General features: G+C 62.8%; 24 protein-coding genes. 15 read left to right on the top strand and 9 right to left on the bottom strand.

Annotated elements, in window-relative coordinates:
* The first annotated feature begins 135 nt into the window (after positions 1–135).
* On the top strand, positions 136–411 hold the full coding sequence (locus NKJ26_RS02375; protein ID WP_352693373.1) for a hypothetical protein: 276 nt from the start codon (positions 136–138) through the stop codon (positions 409–411).
* A gap of 157 nt (positions 412–568) precedes the next feature.
* On the opposite strand, the gene NKJ26_RS02380 is transcribed toward NKJ26_RS02375, so the two are convergent.
* The 3 genes from NKJ26_RS02380 to NKJ26_RS02390 all read right to left on the bottom strand — a co-directional run bounded on the left by NKJ26_RS02380 (position 569) and on the right by NKJ26_RS02390 (position 3221).
* Positions 569–970: a GFA family protein gene (locus tag NKJ26_RS02380; RefSeq protein ID WP_352693375.1), complete on the bottom strand. Its 402-nt coding sequence runs from the start codon at positions 968–970 to the stop codon at positions 569–571.
* A gap of 104 nt (positions 971–1074) precedes the next feature.
* A complete protein-coding gene (locus NKJ26_RS02385) occupies positions 1075–2223 on the bottom strand; it encodes a GNAT family N-acetyltransferase (protein WP_352693377.1) in 1149 nt (382 codons plus the stop codon).
* Positions 2220–3221: a sterol desaturase family protein gene (locus tag NKJ26_RS02390; protein WP_352693379.1), complete on the bottom strand. Its 1002-nt coding sequence runs from the start codon at positions 3219–3221 to the stop codon at positions 2220–2222. Before NKJ26_RS02390 ends, NKJ26_RS02385 begins: the two co-directional genes overlap by 4 nt.
* 334 nt (positions 3222–3555) lie before the next feature.
* On the opposite strand from NKJ26_RS02390, the gene NKJ26_RS02395 reads away from it, so the two are divergent.
* Together NKJ26_RS02395 and NKJ26_RS02400 are read left to right on the top strand one after the other, a co-directional pair.
* The gene (locus tag NKJ26_RS02395) at positions 3556–4320 is read left to right on the top strand and encodes a TlyA family RNA methyltransferase (RefSeq protein WP_352693381.1); all 765 of its coding nucleotides are present in this window, start codon (positions 3556–3558) and stop codon (positions 4318–4320) included.
* A complete protein-coding gene (locus NKJ26_RS02400) occupies positions 4317–5558 on the top strand; it encodes a class I SAM-dependent RNA methyltransferase (protein ID WP_352693383.1) in 1242 nt (413 codons plus the stop codon). The genes NKJ26_RS02395 and NKJ26_RS02400 overlap by 4 nt, the downstream gene beginning before the upstream one ends.
* A 252-nt stretch (positions 5559–5810) precedes the next feature.
* On the opposite strand, the gene tldD is transcribed toward NKJ26_RS02400, so the two are convergent.
* From tldD to NKJ26_RS02415, 3 genes are all read right to left on the bottom strand, one after another.
* Positions 5811–7223: a metalloprotease TldD gene (gene tldD / locus NKJ26_RS02405; RefSeq protein ID WP_352693385.1), complete on the bottom strand. Its 1413-nt coding sequence runs from the start codon at positions 7221–7223 to the stop codon at positions 5811–5813.
* Between the two features lie 86 nt (positions 7224–7309).
* Entirely contained in the window at positions 7310–7801 is a 492-nt protein-coding gene (locus NKJ26_RS02410; RefSeq protein WP_352693387.1) for a GNAT family N-acetyltransferase, read from the bottom strand.
* A 10-nt stretch (positions 7802–7811) separates the two neighbouring features.
* On the bottom strand, positions 7812–8366 hold the full coding sequence (locus NKJ26_RS02415; protein WP_352598699.1) for an invasion associated locus B family protein: 555 nt from the start codon (positions 8364–8366) through the stop codon (positions 7812–7814).
* 259 nt (positions 8367–8625) lie between these two features.
* Between NKJ26_RS02415 and coxB the strand changes: the two genes are divergently transcribed.
* From coxB to rnhA, 11 genes are all read left to right on the top strand, one after another.
* On the top strand, positions 8626–9642 hold the full coding sequence (coxB, locus tag NKJ26_RS02420) for a cytochrome c oxidase subunit II (protein ID WP_352693389.1): 1017 nt from the start codon (positions 8626–8628) through the stop codon (positions 9640–9642).
* A gap of 38 nt (positions 9643–9680) precedes the next feature.
* A complete protein-coding gene (gene ctaD, locus NKJ26_RS02425; RefSeq protein WP_352598697.1) occupies positions 9681–11333 on the top strand; it encodes a cytochrome c oxidase subunit I in 1653 nt (550 codons plus the stop codon).
* A 75-nt stretch (positions 11334–11408) separates the two neighbouring features.
* Positions 11409–12353: a heme o synthase gene (locus NKJ26_RS02430; RefSeq protein ID WP_352598696.1), complete on the top strand. Its 945-nt coding sequence runs from the start codon at positions 11409–11411 to the stop codon at positions 12351–12353.
* Positions 12350–12517 carry a cytochrome c oxidase system small membrane protein gene (locus tag NKJ26_RS02435; protein WP_502903075.1) on the top strand — a complete coding sequence of 56 codons (168 nt, stop codon included), beginning with the start codon at positions 12350–12352 and terminating at the stop codon, positions 12515–12517. Before NKJ26_RS02430 ends, NKJ26_RS02435 begins: the two co-directional genes overlap by 4 nt.
* A complete protein-coding gene (locus tag NKJ26_RS02440) occupies positions 12517–13149 on the top strand; it encodes a cytochrome c oxidase assembly protein (protein WP_352598695.1) in 633 nt (210 codons plus the stop codon). Before NKJ26_RS02435 ends, NKJ26_RS02440 begins: the two co-directional genes overlap by 1 nt.
* Position 13150: 1 nt before the next feature.
* Positions 13151–14029, top strand: a complete 879-nt coding sequence (locus NKJ26_RS02445) for a cytochrome c oxidase subunit 3 (protein ID WP_352598694.1) — start codon at positions 13151–13153, stop codon at positions 14027–14029.
* A 190-nt stretch (positions 14030–14219) separates the two neighbouring features.
* Complete coding sequence (locus NKJ26_RS02450; RefSeq protein WP_352693392.1) at positions 14220–14606, top strand: DUF983 domain-containing protein; 387 nt, start codon at positions 14220–14222, stop codon at positions 14604–14606.
* Positions 14603–15358, top strand: coding sequence for an SURF1 family protein (locus tag NKJ26_RS02455; RefSeq protein ID WP_352693394.1), 756 nt, complete (start codon positions 14603–14605; stop codon positions 15356–15358). Before NKJ26_RS02450 ends, NKJ26_RS02455 begins: the two co-directional genes overlap by 4 nt.
* 88 nt (positions 15359–15446) lie before the next feature.
* The gene (gene ispH, locus NKJ26_RS02460; protein ID WP_352693396.1) at positions 15447–16457 is read left to right on the top strand and encodes a 4-hydroxy-3-methylbut-2-enyl diphosphate reductase; all 1011 of its coding nucleotides are present in this window, start codon (positions 15447–15449) and stop codon (positions 16455–16457) included.
* Positions 16458–16462: 5 nt separating this feature from the next.
* The gene (locus NKJ26_RS02465; protein ID WP_352693398.1) at positions 16463–17425 is read left to right on the top strand and encodes a homoserine kinase; all 963 of its coding nucleotides are present in this window, start codon (positions 16463–16465) and stop codon (positions 17423–17425) included.
* Positions 17422–17955: a ribonuclease HI gene (gene rnhA, locus NKJ26_RS02470; RefSeq protein ID WP_352693400.1), complete on the top strand. Its 534-nt coding sequence runs from the start codon at positions 17422–17424 to the stop codon at positions 17953–17955. The genes NKJ26_RS02465 and rnhA overlap by 4 nt, the downstream gene beginning before the upstream one ends.
* A gap of 51 nt (positions 17956–18006) precedes the next feature.
* Here rnhA and NKJ26_RS02475 read toward each other — a convergent pair whose 3' ends face one another.
* From NKJ26_RS02475 to NKJ26_RS02485, 3 genes are all read right to left on the bottom strand, one after another.
* Positions 18007–18483, bottom strand: a complete 477-nt coding sequence (locus NKJ26_RS02475) for a DUF2938 domain-containing protein (RefSeq protein ID WP_352693402.1) — start codon at positions 18481–18483, stop codon at positions 18007–18009.
* Positions 18484–18576: 93 nt separating this feature from the next.
* Positions 18577–19059 carry a peroxiredoxin gene (locus NKJ26_RS02480; RefSeq protein ID WP_027022932.1) on the bottom strand — a complete coding sequence of 161 codons (483 nt, stop codon included), beginning with the start codon at positions 19057–19059 and terminating at the stop codon, positions 18577–18579.
* An 83-nt stretch (positions 19060–19142) separates the two neighbouring features.
* On the bottom strand, positions 19143–19949 hold the full coding sequence (locus tag NKJ26_RS02485) for a protein-disulfide reductase DsbD domain-containing protein (protein ID WP_352693404.1): 807 nt from the start codon (positions 19947–19949) through the stop codon (positions 19143–19145).
* 170 nt (positions 19950–20119) lie between these two features.
* Here NKJ26_RS02485 and NKJ26_RS02490 point away from each other — a divergent pair, with 170 nt between their 5' ends.
* Positions 20120–20728 (top strand): YqgE/AlgH family protein, encoded by a 609-nt coding sequence (locus NKJ26_RS02490; RefSeq protein ID WP_352693836.1) that lies wholly within the window; start codon positions 20120–20122, stop codon positions 20726–20728.
* Positions 20729–20833: the final 105 nt, after the last annotated feature.

Here is a 20833-nt window from a genome sequence, read left to right on the forward strand (position 1 = left end):
AACCTCAAGGACATGCCCCGGCTTGCGTCCTTAACGCGTTGGTAATGCTGCCGTTTGGCGTTTTGCTTACCGTGTCTCTTGGCCGTTTTTCAATGGCGCCCTGCTAGATCGGAACCAGGCAGGGAGACAACGACAATGAAGATGCTTCTATGCGGCGCGGCCGTCTTGGCGGTCATCGCGGCACCCGCCGCCGCCGAAACGCGTTACGACCGCAATCTCGAAAAAGCGGCGGTGGGCATCGTCGCCAGCAAGATGGGCGATATCCGCGGCGGTTTTTCCTACAAGCAGGTGCCGCAATTGGTCATCGCGCCGGCCGCGCCGGTCGAGCATCCGCGCAAGGAGGCAGCCGGCGATGTGGACGATGGCCTGTCTCCTGCCGTCGAGCGTCGGGCTTCGCGGAGGATCTTCTAACGCATGTCGCTCAAAAGTGGCTCCGGTTTTGAGACAACGACATGCGTGAAACAAATAGTGCATGTCGCTCAAAAAGTGACCCCGGTTTCGAGACAACGACATGCATGGAGCAAAGACCTGGAGCGCGTCGCATGAATCCGTTTCGACGCGACGCGCGCTAGAACCACATGTCGCCTACGCAGCGGCCATCGCGCGGCAGGTCGTCAAAGGTGTCGAGGCCGTCGAAATAGTCGATCGGCAAGCCGGCGACGGCCTCCGGTGGTGCAAGCCGCACATTGACGGCGATGCGTGTGCGACCGGAGGAATCTGCGCGCAAGCCTCGCCAGGCGACCACGCAGGCGCAAGTCGGACAGAATAGGATTTCGAGCGAAGGCGCTTCCTTTCCGGGGCGCCTATAGCTGCTGACCGGTCCGGCAACGCGGACGCGTTCGTCGACATAGTCGTAGGCCCAGAGCGTGCCATAGCGACGGCAAAGCGTGCAGTTGCAGGCTGTGATCGACCCGGGATCGCCCTCCAGGGTCCAGTGGGTTGCCCCACAGTGGCAGGTTCCCGTCAGCATCCATCCTCCTCCGCACCGAGGTTCCAACGAGCGGTATCTGCTGCTTGAGAGGGGCATTTTTATCGCGCTTGCCGCATGCAGGCGATCTAAAAAAGCTGGCAATGTTACTCCGCGGCCAGCTCTGCTTGTTTCGACGGTTTCTCGGAGCGCCAGGAATTCGTGGCGTGGCGGGCGCGGTCCGCCAGGGCGGCGAGGCGTCCGCGCAGGCTTCGCCCACCCATCACCGACGACAAGATCACCGATTGCGTCGCAAAACGGCGCTTGAAATCCTCCCCGCCGGAGAGAAAGTCGACCGTGGTCAAGCCCCGGTCAAGCGACCACTGGATGTAATCCATCATCAAGACCATGCCCGGCGAGGCCCGCTCGAAGGCCGGATCGTAGGTTGTGACGAAAGCCATCATCGTTCCATACTGCTCGAAATTGATCGAGACGGCGATGATCGCGTCATTGCGTTCGAGCACGAAGATGCGGAGCAATCCGAGTTCGGCCAGGACCGAGACCAGGGCCGCCAGAGCGGCGGAGCCTTCGTCGAAGAGGTCCGAAACACGGCCGTGCTTTGCAAGCCATAGCCGCTTCAGCGCCGCCAAGCGCTCGAGCACCGGCTCGCGGGCTTCGTGCGCATCCATCAGGCGGAAGCGCAGCGCGCCGCCTTCTTCCATGAATTTGCGGCCGCGGCGATAGTTCTGCCGGGTCTTCTTCGATTGGCTTTCGAACCACTGCGCGCCGCTTTGCCCAGCGCCAGCGACACGATAGCTGATCTCGCTGCGGTGGTTTGGCTGCAAGATCCTGCCGCGGCCCGGGGCGGCAGCACTGAGCAGGGCCTGGAACCGGGCATCGGGCAACAGGCGATTGAGATAGACGAGGTCGAAGCCGCCATGGTCGAGAATGCATTGCCAGAGCTGCGGCAGGATGTCCGGGTCGCCATCGGGAGCAAACAGGACATCGCCGTAGTCGCAGTGATCCTTCGCCGCCCATTCCAGGACGCGGATGCCGGAGCGCCTGAAGGTCGCGAGCGCAATGACGGCTTCGAGCCGCTCGCCTCTCCAGACCAACCCGATCCTGAGGTCGCGCCGGTCCCGATGCGACGTCGTGCGCCACCAGGCCGAGATCCAGTCCGGATGCTGGAAAACGAGGCCGCCGGCGCGCTGCCAGAGCGCCGCCCAGGCGGGGGCGATTTCTTGAAGGCGCGCAGCCGAAGTCGCGATTTCGATCCGGTGCGTTCGCGGCAGCCGGTACACGACAGGCGCGTTCAAGGCTCGCTCCTTTGCAACGATTGCCGCGGCTCGGACTTGTCGGTTCGGAAGCGTCTGGCGATCAGCCGCCATATCCGCTTCAGCGGCAGGATGTAGAGGCCCGCCAGCGACTGATAGTCGCGCACGTTGCGTTCGATCAAGCCGAACTTGAAGTCCTCGTCCGGCCTGGGAACGCATAGGGTTCCGAAGAGCCGATCCCAGAACGAGAAAAGCAGGCCGAAGTTCTTGTCGTAATGGCGCGGGTCCGTGCTGTGGTGCAACTGATGCCAGTGCGGGCACAAGATCAGGTTGTTCAGCGGCCCAAACGAGATCTTGAAATGCGTGTGCCTGACGAAATCCATCATCAGGATGTTGCGTATGACGTAGACGTTGACGCCGAAGACCGTCAGCTCGACCAGGTTCAACGAGACCAGCGACCAGATGCCGAAGCAGATGCCGGGAATGACGCCGTCCCAGGCTCGGTTCATCAATTCGTCGAGCGGGTGGACGCGATCCTTGGTGATGCCGACCATCACCTCGGCCGAATGATGCACCTTGTGCAGTTCCCAGAGCACCGGATAGCGGTGCTGGGCGACATGATAAAGATAGTAGGAGATGTCGTAGGCGAGAAACATCGTGATGGTGAAGATCGTCACCGTTACCGGCCCTGCCGGGCCCTCGATCAGGGGCGACTGTATCGCCAGGAGCGTCGAAAGCAGCCAGTTCGTCGCATAACCGACGGCGCCGACGAAAACGATTCCGGCAGGCAGCATGAGGAACGGCATCAGGGCCTTCCTCGTCACCCAGAACAGCAGGTCGGCCCTCGCCGAGGGGTGAGTGATGATTTCCTGCGGGACCGCGAACTCGAAGAATTCTTTCAGGCTCTTTTTCTCGACCGTGCGCCAATAGGCGACGATGGCGCTGGCGAGAGCAGTCAGAAACAGAAGCCCGGTCGCCAGCAGCCCGGCACCGGAAATTCGGTCGAGAGTCTTGTAGACGATATCGATGGCCGTTTCCAAGATTGTCGCCTTTTCATCCCGTTTTACCGGTCTTCTCGATCATAACATTGAAGTCCTCAAGCAAATGCGACGAAAATAGGTTAATAATTCCTTAGGGTTTCTCGAATTCGAAACAGTGGTCTGCAAACGGCGACGTGTCGTGCTTCGACGACGACCAGCCTCCAACGAGTGCAACGCAGGGATTTTCAAAAGAATGGTGGGCGTGACAGAACCATCCAGCATCGTCTCAAAACCCAATATTGCCGCGCATGATGGCGGCAATGGAGACGAAATCCCACCCTTCGATGCCCGCTTAGCGCCTTGCCATCGCCGTCGGCTTTCGCCATGAAGGCCGATGAACTCGCCTCTGCCAGCCAGCACACGCCAGCGGCTCGACGACCTGCTCGTCCAGCGCGGGCTGTTTGCCAGCCGTTCGCGTGCCCGCGACGCGGTGGAACGCGGCACGGTAACGGTCGACGGCGCCATTGCCCGCAAGCCCGGCCAGGCCGTTCAGGCCACCTGCATCATTGCCGTCGATGATCCGGCGCAAGGCTATGTCTCGCGCGCGGCGCTGAAGCTGATCGCCGGGCTCGACCATTTCGGACTCGATCCGGCCGGAAGCGAGGCGCTCGACATCGGCGCCTCGACCGGCGGCTTCACCCAGGTGATGCTGGAGCGTGGCGCGTCCCATGTCACCGCGATCGATGTCGGTCACGGCCAGATGCATCCCGACATTGGCGCGGATGCGCGCGTGACCGTGGTCGAGGGGCTTAACGCCCGCGATCTCACAATCGCCGATCTTGCCGGCCGCATTCCGGATTTCATCGTCTCCGACGTCAGCTTCATCTCGCTGAAACTGGCACTGCCGCCGGCACTCGCCTTTGCCAAGCTGGGTGCCGCCGCGGTGTTTCTGGTCAAGCCGCAATTCGAGGCCGGCAGGGGGGCAATCGGTAAGGGCGGGCTGCTGAAAGATCCGTATGACGCCGCCCGCGTCGCCGGCCTGTTGCAGGATTGGCTGGACACCGTGCCTGGCTGGCGCTCGCTCGGCCTGCATCTGTCGCCTATCGAAGGCAGCGACGGCAATCGCGAATTCCTGCTAGGTGGGGTCAAGGACCGATGAGCGCGCGCTTCACCATCACAAAGCTTGGCGCCCAGGGCGACGGCATCGCCGAGACCGAAAGCGGCGATCTGTTCATTCCCTTCACGCTGCCCGGCGAGGTTGTCACCGCTGCGCGCGAAAGGGATCGCGCCACGCTGATGGCGGTTCTGGAAGCCTCGCCGCTACGCGTCGATCCCGCCTGCCGCCACTTCACCGAATGCGGCGGCTGCGCCCTTCAGCATTTCCAGGCCGAAGCCTATCGCCAGTGGAAACGCGAGAAGGTGGTGCACGCCCTGAAAGGCAAGGGCATCGATTGCCAGATCGGCGAGCTGGTGGCCTGCGCACCGCAGACACGGCGCCGTGTCGTGCTTGCCGCCCGGCGCACCGACAGCGGCATGCTGCTCGGCTTCAATCGCCATCTATCGTCGGAACTCATCTCGATATCGGAATGTCCGATCTCGCTGCCCGAGATCGTCGTCGCGCTCGCCCCGCTGAAGGCGCTCGCCGATTTGATATGCGCCACCACCAAATCGTTCCGGCTGGCGGTCACCGTGACGGGTTCGGGCCTGGACGTGGCCGCTCATGACTCCGGCAAGCTTGGCGAACACCAGCGCCGTGTCGCGGCCAATTTTGTCATGGCTCAAGGCTTTGCAAGGCTGTCCATCGATGACGAGATCATCATCGAACCAAGGAAGCCTGTCGTCATGTTCGGCAGCGTCGCTGTTGCCGTGCCGCCGGGCGCCTTCCTGCAAGCGACCGAGGCCGCCGAACAGGCCATGGCCGATATCGTCGGCGGACATCTGAGGCGCGCCAAGAAGGTCGCTGATCTTTTCGCCGGGTGCGGCAGCTTTGCGCTCCGGCTTGCAGCGAAATCGGAAGTCCACGCCGTGGAAGGCGATGCGGCCGCACTTTCGGCGCTCGACCGGGGATCACGCTTCGCCACCGGCTTGAAGCGGGTGACGAGCGAACGTCGCGACCTGTTTCGCCGTCCGCTGACGTTCAAGGAATTGAACGCCTTCGACGGCCTCGTCTTCGATCCGCCGCGGGCGGGCGCCGAGGACCAGTCGAAGCAGATAGCCCGCTCGGATGTCCCGTTCGTCGCCGCGGTGTCCTGTAACCCGGTGACGCTGGCGCGGGATTTGCGCATCCTGCTCGACGGCGGCTACGCGCTGAAAAGCGTGACGCCGATCGACCAGTTCCTCTGGTCGCCGCATGTCGAGGCGGTGGCACTGCTGGAGAAGCCGAAGCGGCGGCGATAGGACGCGCCGCACTGCGCGTCGATAAGTAGTGTCGTCGGTCAGCGCCGCCCCTCATTGCCCTGCTGGGCATTTCTCCCCGTATAGTGACGGGGAGAAAGGGACCCTGCGCCAAAGCCGTCGCCAATTACCCGCTGTAGGAAGAGTCCGGCACACGGTCTGCGTCTTCTCCCCGTCCCTATACGGGGAGAAGGTGCCGGCAGGCGGATGAGGGGCAGCGCTACTCCAACTGCAACAAATCGACCGGCGGACAAATCAAACCCGGGTGCCGCCCACCGTCATCTGGTTCATCCGGAGATGCGGCTGGCCGACGCCGACCGGCACGCCTTGGCCGGCCTTGCCGCACATGCCGATGCCGGTGTCGAGCTTCATGTCGTTGCCGATCATGGAAACACGGTGCATGGCGTCAGGCCCGTTGCCGATCAGCATGGCGCCCTTGATCGGCTGCGTCACCTTGCCGTTCTCGATCATGTAGGCCTCGGTGCAGCCGAAGACGAATTTGCCGGAGGTGATGTCGACCTGGCCGCCGCCGAAGGAGACGGCGTAGATGCCGTTCTTGACCGAGGCGATGATCTCGTCCGGCTCCATGTCGCCTGCGGTCATGTAGGTGTTGGTCATGCGCGGCATCGGCTGATGCGCGTAGCCTTCGCGCCGGCCGTTGCCAGTCGCCTTCATGCCCATCAGCCGGGCGTTCTGGCGATCCTGCATGTAACCGACCAGTTTGCCGTCCTCGATCAGCACGTTGCGGGCCGACGGCGTGCCTTCGTCGTCGACGGTAAGCGAGCCGCGCCGCTCCGGCATGGTGCCGTCATCGACGACGGTGACCCCCTTGGCGGCGACCTGCTGGCCGAGCAGGCCGGCGAACGCCGAGGTCTTCTTGCGGTTGAAGTCGCCTTCGAGTCCATGGCCGACGGCCTCGTGCAGCATGACGCCCGGCCAGCCGCTGGACAGCACGATATCGAAGGTGCCCGCCGGCGCCGGAACGGCTTCCAGGTTGACCAGCGCCTGCCTGAGCGCCTCCTTGGCGGCGTGCTTCCAGCTGTCCTCGATCAGGAAGTCGCCAAACGCCTTGCGTCCGCCCATGCCGTAGGAGCCGCTCTCCTGGCGGTCGCCGTCGCCGACGACGACCGAGACGCTGACCCGGACCAGCGGGCGGATGTCGCGCACCGTTTGGCCGTCGGCGCGCACGATCTCGACATGCTGCCAAGATGAGGTCAACGAGGCTGACACCTGGCGCACCCGTGGGTCCTCGGCGCGCAGCCAGGCGTCGATTTCCTGCAAAAGCTTTGCCTTGACCTCGAATGAAGGCGAGGGGATCGGGTTCTCTTCGCCATAGAGATGGCGGTTGGTGCGGGCGGGTGCCGCGGCGAGCGTGCCGGAATAGCCGCCCTTGACGGTCGACACGGCATCGGCGGCGCGCAGCAGCGAGGCTTCGGACAGATCGCTGGAATGGGCGTAGCCGCTGGCCTCACCGGCGACTGCACGCAGGCCGAAACCCTGGTCGGTGTTGAAATTGGCGGTCTTCAGCCGGCCATTGTCGAACATCAGCGCTTCGCTCTCGCTGTATTCGAGAAACAGTTCGCCATCGTCGGCGCCGTTGATGGTCTCGGCGACGATCTGCTTGATGCGATCGTCTGAAATGTCGAATTGGCCGATCAGGCTGTTCATGGCGCGTGCCCTTCAGTAAGCGGTTCTACCGGCATGTAGGCGTCAGCGCGCCATTCGGCAATCTTTGCGATCGAATACGGCAGATGCTAAGCCAGGCGTCGCGCCATCATGATTTCGTCGACCTCTCGGCCTTCATGAAGCAGGGCGCCAGGTATGCGGCCGATTTCGTGAAACCCCTCGCGTAGATAGAATCGGATGGCCGCCTGATTTTCCGCACTTACGGCCAGTTCGACCTGCCTTATGTCCAATGCGCGGGCGTGATCGAGCAGCAGATCGAGCATCGCGACCGCATGCCCGCCGCCACGCTCCGAGCCACGCAAATAGACCATGACGATGGTGGCGCGATGCGCCATCTTGCTGGCCTGCTGCCGCATCAGGCCCATTAGGCCGACGGGCTCCTGGTCTTGAAAGCTGACGACGACCGGGGTGTCCGTCAGGCGCCGCCGCCATTCCTCGTCCGGCAGGCCTTCCCAATCCGCTGCGCTGCTGGCGAAGGCTTCGGGAACTGTGCGCAAGGCCTCCATGCGAATTCGCTTGAAGATCTCGAAGTCGTCCGGATCGAGCAGTTTCAAGGCCAAACGGGGAGCCTCAGGGCAGGGCGGCAAAACCGTCGGCGAAACCCTTGAGGTCGACCGGGATGCCGATGCCTTCTTCGGGGGTCTGGAAGACGATGAAGGTGGCGGACGTGCCGGTCTTCAACGTGTCGAGCAGCGGCTTTTCGAGAATGACCTCGGCATAGCAGCCGTCCTGGAAGCAGCGCACGAAATAGGCGCGGCCGATATCCTTGCCGTCGACGTTGAGGCCGAGCCCGTTGGGCAACAGCACGCCGAGCGGTGCCAGCACGCGCAGGATCTCGGCCTTGTTGTCGGCTGTGCGCAGCACGACGACCGACAGCCCCATCTCCGGGCGGTCCTCGGCGACGACGTTTTGCATCATCACGCATTGTTCCGAGGTGGCGCCGGCGGGCGTGTCGCAGATGATCGACCACGCCCCATGCGTCGAGCGCACGGTGCCGCTCGGCTGCGCCGCATTGGCCGTGCCTGAAAAGACCATTGCGGACAGGCCGATTGCGGACAGGGCGGCGAGGAAGCGGATCATCGCCAAGCTTCTCGAAAGCCCAAATCCCGAAAGCCAAGAGTTCATGACGGCTCCATTGCGAATCACGGCACTTTAAGCCGCGCCAAAGCCAAGTAAAGGACGAGACCGCGGCCGGTCTGCCCTGAAAAAGCCAACCCGGCGCTTTTCCTTGCCAATTTCGCCCGAATTGCGACGCCCCGCACGTAGAGCCCACAGGAATGTGGTGATAGCCCGACCATACGCGATTCGAGGCTGTCGCCGCAGCCTTTCAGGGTGCATCGTGGCTTGCGCGCAAAAATGCCGCACGGTTTCGCCCGCTCCTTTCTTGCGGTGGGAAAAAGAGTGTGGTTTGAACCAGCTTGAAACTGTCGGGATTCCCGTCCCGGCATTGTTCGTTATTCTCGCGCACACAGCCGCGAGGAACTGGGAGACGAAGAGGGCGATGAGAAATTTCCTGGCAAACGCCAAGTTTCCAGCAAGTGCCAAGTTTCTAAGCACTTGTGCCGCTATTACGCTTTTCGCCGGCACATCCGCTCACGCCGATCAACCCGTGGATTGGGAGACGACCTTCCAGCCGCCGGCGACCGATATGATGCGGCAGATCGAGTGGTTCGGGAACTACACGATGTGGTTCATCGTCCCGGTCACCGTGCTGGTGTTGCTTCTCCTCGCCTACTGCATCGTGAAATTCCGCGCGAGCGCAAATCCGGTTCCCTCCAAGACAAGCCACAACACGCTGATCGAGGTGATCTGGACCGTCGGCCCGGTCGTGATCCTGCTGTGTCTCGCAATTCCCTCGTTCCAGCTGCTGACGGCGCAGTACACGCCGCCGGAAGAAGCCAAGCTGACGGTCAAGGCGACCGGAAACCAGTGGAACTGGGACTACGAATATCAGACCGAGAACACGCTCTCCTTCAACTCCGCCATCCTGCAAGACGGCGACCGTTCGGCCGCCGGCAAGGAAGATCGCAAGGTCTATCCGCGCCTGCTCGCCGTCGACAATGAATTGGTGGTGCCGGTCAACACGATGACCCGCGTGCTCGTCACCGCGACCGACGTGATCCACTCCTTCGCCATGCCCTCCTTCGGCATCAAGATCGACGCCATTCCGGGACGCACCAACGAGACCTGGTTCAAGGCGGAGAAGGAAGGTCTTTACTACGGCCAGTGTTCGCAGCTCTGCGGCAAGGACCATGCGTTCATGCCGATCGCCATTCGCGTGGTCTCCGACGCACAGTTCAAGACCTGGCTGGCGGCGGCCAAGACCGATCTGCCCGGCGCCAACAGGACGCTGATGGCTGCGGTCGACGGCCAGAACAAGATAGCTGTCGCCGGCAACTGAAGCCTGCGGCCAGAAAAGATCAGGGAACGGAGCGGAACATGGCAGACGCTGCAGCTCACGACGGGCACGACCACAAACCTTACCGTGGTTGGGTGCGCTGGGTTTATTCGACCAACCACAAGGACATCGGCACGCTCTATCTGATCTTCGCGATCATGGCCGGCGTCATCGGCGGCGCCCTGTCCGTCGCCATCCGCATGGAGCTGCAGGAGCCCGGCATCCAGATCTTCAGCGGTCTGGCGCAGATGGTCTACGGCATGAACGGCGATGCCGCGGTCGACGGCGGCAAGAGCATGTACAATGCCTTCGCCACCGCGCACGCCCTGATCATGATCTTCTTCATGGTCATGCCGGCACTGATCGGCGGCTTTGCCAACTGGATGGTTCCGATCATGATCGGCGCGCCCGACATGGCGTTCCCGCGCATGAACAACATCTCGTTCTGGCTTCTGCCTCCGGCTTTCATCTTGCTGCTCACCTCGATGTTCGTGCCGAGCGCGCCGGGCGCCTTTGGCGTCGGCGGCGGCTGGACGCTTTATCCGCCGCTCTCGACCTCCGGCCAGCCCGGACCGGCCATGGATCTGGCGATCCTGTCGATTCACATCGCCGGTGCTTCCTCGATCCTCGGCGCCATCAACTTCATCACCACCATCTTCAATATGCGCGCGCCTGGCATGACGCTGCACAAGATGCCGCTGTTTGCCTGGTCGGTGCTGATCACCGCCTTCCTGCTGCTTTTGTCGTTGCCTGTCCTGGCCGGCGGCATCACCATGCTGCTCACCGATCGCAACTTCGGCACCACCTTCTTTGCTCCCGATGGCGGCGGCGACCCGCTCCTGTTCCAGCACCTGTTCTGGTTCTTCGGCCATCCGGAAGTCTACATTCTGATCCTGCCGGGCTTCGGCATCATCAGCCATATCGTCTCGACCTTCTCGAGGAAGCCGGTGTTCGGTTATCTCGGCATGGCCTATGCCATGGTCGCGATCGGCGCCGTCGGCTTCATCGTCTGGGCGCACCACATGTACACGACCGGCCTGTCGCTCGACACGCAGCGCTATTTCGTCTTCGCCACCATGGTCATCGCGGTGCCGACGGGCGTGAAGATCTTCTCGTGGATCGCGACGATGTGGGGCGGGTCGATCTCGTTCAAGACGCCCATGCTGTGGGCGCTGGGCTTCATCTTCCTGTTCACCATCGGCGGCGTCACCGGCGTTCAGCTGGCAAATGCCGGCCTCGACCGCTCGCTGCATGACACCTACTTCGTCATCGCGCACTTCCATTACGTGCTGTCGCTGGGTGCGGTGTTCGCCATCTTCGCCGGCTGGTACTACTGGTTCCCGAAGATGACCGGCTACATGTATTCGCCGGTTATCGCCAACACCCACTTCTGGGTCACGTTTGTCGGCGTCAACCTGATCTTCTTCCCGCAGCATTTCCTCGGGCTGGCCGGCATGCCGCGCCGCACCATCGACTATCCGGACGCGTTTGCCGGCTGGAACATGGTTTCGTCCTACGGTTCGTATATTTCGGCCGTCGGCGTGGCGATCTTTCTCTACGGCGTGTTCGAGGCCTTCCAGAAGAAGCGGATCGCCGGCGCCAATCCGTGGGGCGAAGGCGCGACGACGCTCGAATGGCAGTTGCCTTCGCCGCCGCCCTTCCACCAGTGGGAGCAGTTGCCGAAGATCAGGTGAAGCGGCGCCCGCTCGAATACGAAACCGCCGGCACGCCGGCGGTTTTGGCCAACGGAATAATGGACTTGAGTACGCATGGCCCTAGTCGACGAAACCAGCATTGACGAAGCGGGCTTCCGCATGTCGGAAGCGACGGCGGGCGATTTCTTCGCCCTGCTGAAGCCGCGCGTCATGTCGCTGGTGGTGTTCACCGCCTTTGTCGGCCTGGTCGCGGCGCCCGTCACCATCAATCCGCTGCTGGCGGTGATCGCCATCCTGGCGATCGCCATCGGCGCCGGAGCGTCGGGCGCTCTCAACATGTGGTACGACGCCGACATCGACGCGGTCATGACCAGGACCGCCAGCCGTCCGGTTCCGGCCGGCCGCATCCAGCCGCACGAGGCGCTGAGCTTCGGCCTGGTGCTTTCGGTGCTGTCGGTGATGACGCTCGGCGTGCTGGTCAACTGGCTGTCGGCGACGCTGCTGGCCTTCACCATCTTCTTCTATGCCGTCGTCTATACAATGTGGCTGAAACGCTGGACGCCGCAGAACATCGTCATCGGCGGTGCCGCCGGCGCCATTCCGCCTGTCATCGGCTGGGCCGCGGTCACCGGCACGGTCAGCCTCGAAAGCCTGATCCTGTTCCTGATCATCTTCCTGTGGACGCCGCCGCATTTCTGGGCGTTGGCGCTGTTCAAGTCCGAGGACTACCAACGCGCCGGCATCCCGATGATGCCTGTTATCGCCGGCCACGCCTCGACCCGCCGCCAGATCTTCGCCTACGCGCTGGTGCTGGCCCCGGTCGGCGTGCTGCCATGGCTGCTTGGCTATACCACGCCGGTCTATGGCGTGGCCGCTGTGCTGCTTGGGGTCGGCTTCGTCTGGTATGCGTGGAAGGTGCTCGGCATGGCCGACACCGACCGCGTCATGAAGCCGGCAAAGGCCTTGTTCGGTTATTCGCTGCTCTATCTCTTCGCCATCTTCGCCGTCTATCTGGCGGACAGCGTCCTCGAGCGCGCGCTTGCCGTGGGTGGAGTATGACCATGATCGAGGAAAAGCTCGAGACGGTAACGTTGACCGAGCGTCAGAAGAAGGCCCGGCGCAGCCGTTCCGTTGCCATCGGCGTGGCGCTGGCCGTGCTGGTCGTCATCTTCTATGTCGCGACGATCGTGAAGTTCGGGCACAATTTGTCGGGCACGATGTGATGAGCCTCGAGACGTCTGAAAAGCCGGCCGGGAGGAACAGCAACCGCATCGTCGCGGCGGTCTGCCTTGCCTTCTTCAGCGGCATGATCGGCATGGCCTATGCGGCGGTGCCGCTCTACAAGATGTTCTGCCAGGCGACAGGCTATGGCGGCACGACGCAACGCGTCGAGAAGCAGTATGCCGGCCGCGTGCTCGACCGCGAGATCACGGTGCGCTTCGACGCCAATATTGCCGGCGTGCCCTGGGAGTTTCAGCCGGTCCAGCGCTCGATGACCATGAAGATCGGTGAGACCGTACAGGCGCATTATCAGGCCACCAACAAGTTCGATCGCCCCGTCACCGGCCGCGCCACTTTCAACGTGCAGCCGGAACTGGCGGGTCCCTATTTCAACAAGGTCGAGTGCTTCTGCTTCACCGATACGACGCTGAAGCCCGGCGAGACGCTCGATATGCCGGTCCTGTTCTATGTCGACCCCGACATCGTGAACGTGCCCGAACTGAAGGACGTCAAGACGATTACCTTGTCCTACACGATGTTCCCGGTCGAGAAGAACAAGCCGGTCGCCTCGTCGGAGCCGGTCAAAGTGAATAGCAAGACAGTTTCGGATACCGAAGGAAATCTCGGGGGTTGATATGGCAGACGCGCACGCAAAAAATCACGACTATCATCTCGTCGATCCGAGCCCGTGGCCTTTCCTGGGATCGGTAGGGGCGCTTGTTACCGCATTCGGCGGCGTTTGCCTGATGGAATACCTGAAGGGCGGCAGCTTTCCGATCTTCGGCTTCAACATCGCCAATCCCTGGCTGTTCTTCATCGGCCTCGTAATCGTGCTCTACACCATGTTCGCCTGGTGGTCCGACACGATCAAGGAAGCGCATGAGGGCCATCACACGCGCGTCGTATCGCTCCACCTGCGCTACGGCATGATCATGTTCATCGCCTCGGAGGTGATGTTTTTCGTTGCCTGGTTCTGGGCCTATTTCGACGCCAGCCTGTTTCCGAGCGAGGCGCAGCAATATGCCCGAACCGCGTTTACCGGCGGCGTCTGGCCGCCGAAGGGCATGGAAGTTCTCGATCCCTTCCATCTGCCGCTCTACAATACCGTCATCCTGCTCCTGTCGGGCACCACGGTCACCTGGGCGCACCATTCGCTCATCCACGGCGACCGCAAGGGGCTGATCAACGGCCTGGTGCTGACCGTCGGCCTCGGCATGCTGTTCACCATGGTCCAGGCCTACGAGTACATGCACGCTCCGTTCGCCTTCAAGGATTCCATCTACGGCGCCACCTTCTTCATGGCGACCGGCTTCCACGGTTTCCACGTCATCATCGGCACCATCTTCCTGGCTGTCTGCCTGATCCGGGCGATGAAGGGCGACTTCACCCCCAAGCAGCATTTCGGCTTCGAGGCGGCTGCCTGGTACTGGCACTTCGTCGACGTGGTCTGGCTGTTCCTGTTCACATCGATCTACGTCTGGGGATCGGTCGGCGCGGTCATCGAAGCCCACTGATACCAGTCGGCTGATATCGATCCGGGGAGGGCGGCCGCGGCGACGTGGCCGCCTTCTTCTGCTTCAATTGGTCGACTGGACCGACGGCTGCATTGCAGCTACGGACTCCGACACGGACGAAACCTGGGCAATGGCGGTCGATGGGATATCCATCGAGATTGAGCGGTAAGCAATGAGCGACGACGCTTCCATGAGTGAAGACAAGGCGATCTGGCCTCCGATCGACCCGATTTCGGCCGGCCTGCATGGTCGCTGCCCGCGCTGCGGCGAGGGGCGGCTGTTTTCGGCCTTTCTCACCGTCGGCAAACGCTGCACCAATTGCGGCCTCGATTATTCCTATGCCGATGCCGGCGACGGGCCCGCGGTCTTCGTCATCCTGATCATCGGCTTTATCATCGTCGGCCTGGCGCTTTGGGTTGAAGTGACGCTGAGCCCGCCGCTCTGGCTGCATCTGCTGGTCTGGATCCCGCTGGCCGTGGTGCTGTGCCTGACGGCGCTCCGGCTGATCAAGGGCGTTCTGCTCACGCTGCAGTACCGCAACAAGGCTGCCGAGGGCCGGCTGGACCGCGGCGAATGACCGACATGTCCGCCAAGGACGGCGGCCGTTCGCGGCCGGGATCGGTATTGCTGCTCGGCCTTGGCCTGGTTCTGCTGCTGATCCTGCTCGCGCTCGGCACCTGGCAGGTGCAGCGTCTGCACTGGAAGGAAGGTCTTCTCCAGACCATCGATCAGCGCACCCACTCGGCGCCGCGGCCGCTGGCCGAAGTCGAGAAGGAATTCGCCTCGACCGGTGATGTCGATTATACGCCGGTGACCGTCAGCGGCACGTTCCTGCATTCGGGCGAACGGCATTTCTATGCGACATGGGAAGGTGACGCGGGCTTCAACGTCTACACACCGCTGGCCCTCGACGATGGCCGCTTCGTCCTGATCAATCGCGGTTTCGTATCCTACGACCTCAAGGACGCCGCCAAGCGCGCCAAGGGACAGGTCGCTGGCAAGGTGACGGTCACCGGGCTCGCCCGCAATCCGCTGCCGGCAAAGCCGTCGATGATGCTTCCAGACAATGACGTGCCGAAGAACATCTTCTACTGGAAAGACCGCGACGCTATGGCGGCGAGCGCCGGCCTGCCGGCGGGCGCGACGCTGGTGCCGATCTTCATCGACGCCGACAAGACGCCGAACCCGGGCGGTTTGCCCATCGGCGGTGTTACCATCATGGACCTGCCGAACAGCCATCTGCAATATGCGATGACCTGGTATGGGCTTGCCGCGGCCCTCGCGGCTATTCTCGTCCTGCGGCTTCGCAAGCCCGCGAAAGCGGAATGAGCGCCACCGACACCTTGACAGGGCCATCGCCCTTGACAGGACGGGGGTAGGCACCTCATTTCGGCTCTGTTCAACCGGCCCGGATTAAATGCTTCAGACCACGACAAAGCCTCCCCTGACGATCCGGCTCTGCCAGCCGCGCGGTTTTTGCGCGGGCGTCGACCGTGCCATCCAGATCGTCGTGCTGGCGCTGAAAAAATATGGCGCGCCGGTCTATGTCCGCCACGAGATCGTGCACAACCGCTATGTCGTCGAAGGGCTGCAAAGCCTTGGCGCTGTCTTCATCGAGGAGCTCTCCGAGATCCCCGCCGAACATCGGCAGTCGCCGGTCGTCTTCTCGGCGCATGGCGTGCCGAAATCGGTGCCGGCGGATGCCCAGGCGCGCAACCTGTTCTATCTCGATGCCACCTGTCCGCTGGTCTCGAAGGTCCACAAGCAGGCGATGCGCCACCAGCGGCTCGGCCGCCATGTGCTCCTGATCGGCCATGCCGGACATCCCGAGGTGATCGGCACCATGGGACAATTGCCGGAAGGCGCGGTAACGCTGATCGAGACCGAAGCCGATGCCGCGAGGCTTGCGCCGGCCGACCCGAAGGCGCTCGGCTTCGTCACCCAGACCACGCTTTCGGTCGAGGACACCGCCGGCATCATCCGGGCGCTGCAGGACCGCTTTCCCGACCTGCGGGCGCCGGCCGCGGAATCGATCTGCTATGCCACCACCAATCGCCAGGAAGCGGTCAAGGACACCGCCGCGGGCGCCGATCTCTACCTGATCGTCGGCGCGCCCAATTCCTCCAATTCGCGGCGTCTCGTCGAAGTGGCGGAGCGCGCCGGCGCCACCATGTCGCTTCTCGTGCAGCGAGCCGCCGAGATTCCGTGGGACGACATCGGCGACATCTCGACGCTCGGCCTGTCGGCGGGGGCGTCGGCGCCGGAGATCATTGTCGACGAGATCATCGATGCGTTCCGCCAGCGCTTCGATGTCACGATCGACCTGGCCATCACGGCCACCGAAACGGAGGATTTTCCCGTCATGCGGGTACTGCGCGATGTCGAACTGACGGCGGCCGACATGGCCTTCGTCAACGGGGCCGCGTAAGGCGCATGGCGGTCTATACCGACGTTGCGGAAGGCGAGCTCGGCGCATTCCTGAAGCGCTACCCGGTCGGCAATCTCCTGTCCTACAAGGGCATAGCCGAGGGCACCGAGAACTCGAATTTCCTGCTGCACACCTCCAGCGGTTCCTACATCCTGACGCTCTACGAAAAGCGGGTCGAGAAGGCCGACCTGCCGTTTTTCCTCGGGCTGATGGGTCATCTCGCCAAAAAGGGCGTGTCCTGCCCGCTGCCGGTGACCGCGCATGACGGCAGCGTCATCGGCACGCTGGCCGGGAGGCCGGCCGTCATCATCACCTTCCTCGAGGGGCTCTCGCTCCGGCGGCCGGCATCGATCCATTGCGCCGAGGTCGGCAAGGCGCTGGCCGCGCTACATCTGGCCGGAGCCGATTTTCCAATGACCCGTCCGAATGCGCTCGCCATCGATGGCTGGCGCAAGCTTTGGGCGGCAGCCCGCGACCGTGCCGACGAGGTCGAGCCGGGCCTCGCGGCCGAAGTCGACGCCGACTTCACCGATTTCGAGCGGAACTGGCCGAAGGGCCTCCCGGAAGGCATCATCCATGCGGATCTTTTCCCGGACAATGTTTTCTTTCTCGGCGAGAAGCTCTCCGGCCTGATCGACTTCTATTTCGCCTGCAACGACCTTTACGCCTACGACGTCGCCACATGCCTGAACGCCTGGTGCTTCGAGAAGGATTTTTCCTTCAATCTCACCAAGGGCAAGGCATTGCTTGCCGGTTATCAGAGCGTGCGGCCCCTGAGCGATCAGGAAAAGGCAGCACTGCCGATGCTGGCGCGCGGATCGGCGCTGCGTTTCATGCTGACCCGGCTGTACGACTGGCTGACAGTTCCCGATGGCGGACTGGTGATGAAACGCGATCCGACCGAATATATCCGCAGGATGCGGTTTCATCGGGCAATCAGGTCTGCTTCGGAATATGGATTGGCATGAGCAAAAACGTTGAGATATTCACCGACGGCGCCTGTTCGGGCAATCCAGGCCCTGGCGGCTGGGGCGCCATCCTGCGCTTCAACGGCGCCACCAGGGAACTGTCCGGTGGCGAGGCCGAGACGACCAACAACCGCATGGAACTGCTTGCGGCCATCTCGGCGCTGAACGCGCTGAAAGAGCCTTGCACGGTCGCTCTTCATACCGACAGCAAATATGTCATGGACGGCATTTCCAAATGGATCCATGGCTGGAAGAAGAACGGCTGGAAGACCGCCGACAAGAAGCCGGTCAAGAACGGTGAACTCTGGCAGGCGCTGGATGAGGCCAACCGGCGTCACAAGGTCACCTGGATCTGGGTCAAGGGCCATGCCGGCCATATCGAAAACGAACGCGCCGACGAACTCGCGCGTGAAGGCATGGCGCCGTTCAAGAAAGGCCCGGCCAAACTTGTTGCCGCTCCACGGCAGGCAGTCACGCAGACCAAGCAACCGGCGGTGGCAAAGGTGCGGCGCTCGACCCAGAGCTATTGAATCGGGGTGCGGAACCATCGTGCCGGTGCCGCGCCGTAACAGTTGACTTGACTAGCGGATCAGCAGCGCCGTGCCGTAGAGCCCGAGCGCGAATACCGTGTGCGACACCAGATTGAGCGCACGGATCTTCGTCGGATTGGGCCGCTTCGAGGCGGCCCAGCCGGCACCCATGCCGGGCGCCAGCAGGAACCAGCCGGCGCCGACAGTGACGATGCCGAGGATGAAGGCGGGCAGGAATGTCGGCGCTGTCAGCCAGCTCGCTCCGGCCACCACGACCAGAATGATGCCGTAGACGATGCCGACGAAATAATGAAAGGCCCAGCCCAGCGCCGATTCATGCGCGTAGGGCGCCGCATCGCCGATATCGTCGTGGAAGACCTTGTCGCGAAGATGCCAGACCCAGCGTCCGACCGGCGCCCAGTTCGGCCGTTGCTGGCCGAACACTTTGTAGAGGAGGGCGGCCCAGAGATCCATCAGCACGGTGGCGCCGATGCCGATCGCGATGCTGCGCCAGATGATGTCAGACATCGTTGAAGTTCCTTGAAAAACCGGCGGTTCTGGAGTGCAGGTGCGACGCCGGGACCGTTTGCGGGTCCCAAAGCCCGGCGCAATCTCTGACGTTCAGAGCTGTCCGAGGATATGAGCCGCGCCCGACTCGTCGACACCGGGCTTGGTCTCGACATTGAGCGCGGTGACCTTGCCATCATCGACGATCATCGAAAAACGCTTGGAGCGCAGCCCCATGCCGCCTGCGGAAAGGTCGTTGTCGAGGCCGACCGCCTTGGCGAAATCGCCACTGCCATCGGCGAGATAGAGGATCTTGCCTTCACCGCCGGTAAAGTGCGCCCATGCGCCCATGACGTGGACGTCGTTGACCGAAACGACGGCGATGGTGTCGACGCCGCGCGCCAGGATGGCGTCATGGTTCTCGAGATAGCCGGGCAGGTGGTTGTTGCTGCAAGTCGGCGTGAAGGCGCCGGGAACGCCGAATAGAACCACCTTCTTTCCCGGGAATATCTCGGCCGTCGTGATCGCCTTCGCGCCATCGGCGGTCATCGTCTTGAAGGTCGCGTCAGGCAGCTTGTCGCCAACAGAAATGGTCATGAGTTCCTCGCTTGGGGATGGGGAAGGACGTGTCCTTGCCTAGCGAACTCGGCGATTTCCCGCAACCGTCCGGGCCAGCTGGATCAAGGGAAAGGCAGAAGTCCTTCGACCGCGCCCGCCGAACTCGTCAGCGTATAATGAAGTCCGCCATCCGTGGGTTTCGTCGAAGGGCGATCGAGGATCGGCACCGTGAAGATCAGCTTGCCGTCCTTTTCGCTGCGGGAAGGGGCGCCGAACATGTAATCCCGCTCGGCGGCGACGAAGAAATCCGCTGCCGCCGGATCGCCGGGAAAGCTCGCCTCGACAACCAGTGTCTCATGATCGCCCGGCAGCACATTGATGCCGAAATCGGATCTTGCCGGCGCCGGCAACGCCGCGAAACTTGCCTTCACCAGTGCCGCGTCATCGACATTGTCCGGGTCGGAGCCGGGGTCGACGCTCAGCCGCGTCTGCACCGGTATGCAGATCGTTTCGCAAATACCAAGAAAGATATCGGCATCGATGACCGCCGGGTCCTTGGTCGCCGACAGCGTGAACACCACCGGCAGCGAGACCGGATAATCGTAGCCCGCCCATTTGCCGTAGCCGTCGTCATGGCGCCGCGGCGCCGGGAAGGACAACCGGGCGTCGGCGATGTTCGTGCTGGCCGAAATGTCGAGCTGCGGCGGCACGCCCGCATCGCCGGGGTCGCGCCAATAGGTTTTCCAGCCGGGCTTTAGCGCTATGTCGAGAACGCCCTGGATGCGGCCGGCATCGTCCGGCTTGCCGCTGGTTACCAGCCGCACCTTGCCGCCTTCGCTGTTATACCAGCCGGACGAGGAGGCGGAGGCGGGGAGGACGGTCGCCGATCCGATAGCGGCACCGAGCAACAGGATTTTCAAGCTTCGCATGGTCTTGATTTGATCGTCCGTTCGTGGCCGCGCAATGATTTCACCGGCTTGTCGATATCATATTTGCGTGACCTTCGCGCGCAAGTCGCCGCAGCCCGGCAATATGGGCTTTGATCGATTCCGGTATGGTGCACCTTTTCGGCGCCTGGGAAACGCGTTACGCTCTCGGTATGGACTTGTTGCGCCATAAGAAGACGGAAGCCCGCCGCGGTTTTCTCGACGACCAGTTTCTGATTGCCATGCCTGGCATGAAGGACGACCGCTTCACGCGCTCGGTCATCTACATCTGCGCCCACAGCGATGAAGGCGCGATGGGCCTGATCATCAACCAGACACAGCAGATGCTGTTTCCGGACTTGTTGGTACAGCTCGGCATCATGAACGAGCAGGAGGCGATCCGCCTGCCGGCACAGGCGCGCGATTTCGTCGTGCGCAATGGCGGGCCCGTCGACCGCAGCCGGGGTTTCGTCCTGCATTCGGGCGACTATCGTGTGGAATCCTCGCTGACCGTTTCCGACGACATCTGCCTGACCGCGACGGTGGACATATTGCGCGCCATATCGACGGGCCGCGGCCCCCGCCATGCGCTGATGGCGCTGGGCTACTCGGGCTGGGGCGCCGGCCAGCTGGAGACCGAGATCGCCGAGAATGGCTGGCTGACCTGCCCGGCCAGCGCCGAGCTTCTGTTCGACACCGACATCGAGCGCAAATACGACCGGATTCTCGCCTCGATCGGCATCAATCTCGCGCATCTCAGCCTCGCCGCCGGTCACGCGTGAATCGCAAGCATTCGAAATGGCCGAAAGCCGCCCCCTAACCTCGTCATCCTAGGGGTCTGCGCCGCGTCGCTGCGCTCCGTGCTCCGCCCCAGGATGACGAGGTGA

It is taken from the genome of Mesorhizobium sp. M0152, from assembly GCF_040322415.1.
In the GTDB taxonomy this organism is placed as follows: domain Bacteria; phylum Pseudomonadota; class Alphaproteobacteria; order Rhizobiales; family Rhizobiaceae; genus Mesorhizobium.

What these genes read in the sequence shown, in the direction of transcription:
- NKJ26_RS02375 (WP_352693373.1), top strand. Translation starts at nt 136, where the DNA reads ATGAAGATGCTTCTATGCGGCGCGGCCGTCTTGGCGGTCATCGCGGCA.
- NKJ26_RS02380 (WP_352693375.1), bottom strand. Translation starts at nt 970, where the DNA reads ATGCTGACGGGAACCTGCCACTGTGGGGCAACCCACTGGACCCTGGAG.
- NKJ26_RS02395 (WP_352693381.1), top strand. Translation starts at nt 3,556, where the DNA reads ATGAACTCGCCTCTGCCAGCCAGCACACGCCAGCGGCTCGACGACCTG.
- NKJ26_RS02400 (WP_352693383.1), top strand. Translation starts at nt 4,317, where the DNA reads ATGAGCGCGCGCTTCACCATCACAAAGCTTGGCGCCCAGGGCGACGGC.
- tldD (WP_352693385.1), bottom strand. Translation starts at nt 7,223, where the DNA reads ATGAACAGCCTGATCGGCCAATTCGACATTTCAGACGATCGCATCAAG.
- NKJ26_RS02415 (WP_352598699.1), bottom strand. Translation starts at nt 8,366, where the DNA reads ATGAACTCTTGGCTTTCGGGATTTGGGCTTTCGAGAAGCTTGGCGATG.
- ctaD (WP_352598697.1), top strand. Translation starts at nt 9,681, where the DNA reads ATGGCAGACGCTGCAGCTCACGACGGGCACGACCACAAACCTTACCGT.
- NKJ26_RS02430 (WP_352598696.1), top strand. Translation starts at nt 11,409, where the DNA reads ATGGCCCTAGTCGACGAAACCAGCATTGACGAAGCGGGCTTCCGCATG.
- NKJ26_RS02435 (WP_502903075.1), top strand. Translation starts at nt 12,350, where the DNA reads ATGACCATGATCGAGGAAAAGCTCGAGACGGTAACGTTGACCGAGCGT.
- NKJ26_RS02440 (WP_352598695.1), top strand. Translation starts at nt 12,517, where the DNA reads ATGAGCCTCGAGACGTCTGAAAAGCCGGCCGGGAGGAACAGCAACCGC.
- NKJ26_RS02445 (WP_352598694.1), top strand. Translation starts at nt 13,151, where the DNA reads ATGGCAGACGCGCACGCAAAAAATCACGACTATCATCTCGTCGATCCG.
- NKJ26_RS02450 (WP_352693392.1), top strand. Translation starts at nt 14,220, where the DNA reads ATGAGTGAAGACAAGGCGATCTGGCCTCCGATCGACCCGATTTCGGCC.
- NKJ26_RS02455 (WP_352693394.1), top strand. Translation starts at nt 14,603, where the DNA reads ATGACCGACATGTCCGCCAAGGACGGCGGCCGTTCGCGGCCGGGATCG.
- ispH (WP_352693396.1), top strand. Translation starts at nt 15,447, where the DNA reads ATGCTTCAGACCACGACAAAGCCTCCCCTGACGATCCGGCTCTGCCAG.
- NKJ26_RS02465 (WP_352693398.1), top strand. Translation starts at nt 16,463, where the DNA reads ATGGCGGTCTATACCGACGTTGCGGAAGGCGAGCTCGGCGCATTCCTG.
- rnhA (WP_352693400.1), top strand. Translation starts at nt 17,422, where the DNA reads ATGAGCAAAAACGTTGAGATATTCACCGACGGCGCCTGTTCGGGCAAT.
- NKJ26_RS02475 (WP_352693402.1), bottom strand. Translation starts at nt 18,483, where the DNA reads ATGTCTGACATCATCTGGCGCAGCATCGCGATCGGCATCGGCGCCACC.
- NKJ26_RS02480 (WP_027022932.1), bottom strand. Translation starts at nt 19,059, where the DNA reads ATGACCATTTCTGTTGGCGACAAGCTGCCTGACGCGACCTTCAAGACG.
- NKJ26_RS02485 (WP_352693404.1), bottom strand. Translation starts at nt 19,949, where the DNA reads ATGCGAAGCTTGAAAATCCTGTTGCTCGGTGCCGCTATCGGATCGGCG.
- NKJ26_RS02490 (WP_352693836.1), top strand. Translation starts at nt 20,120, where the DNA reads ATGGACTTGTTGCGCCATAAGAAGACGGAAGCCCGCCGCGGTTTTCTC.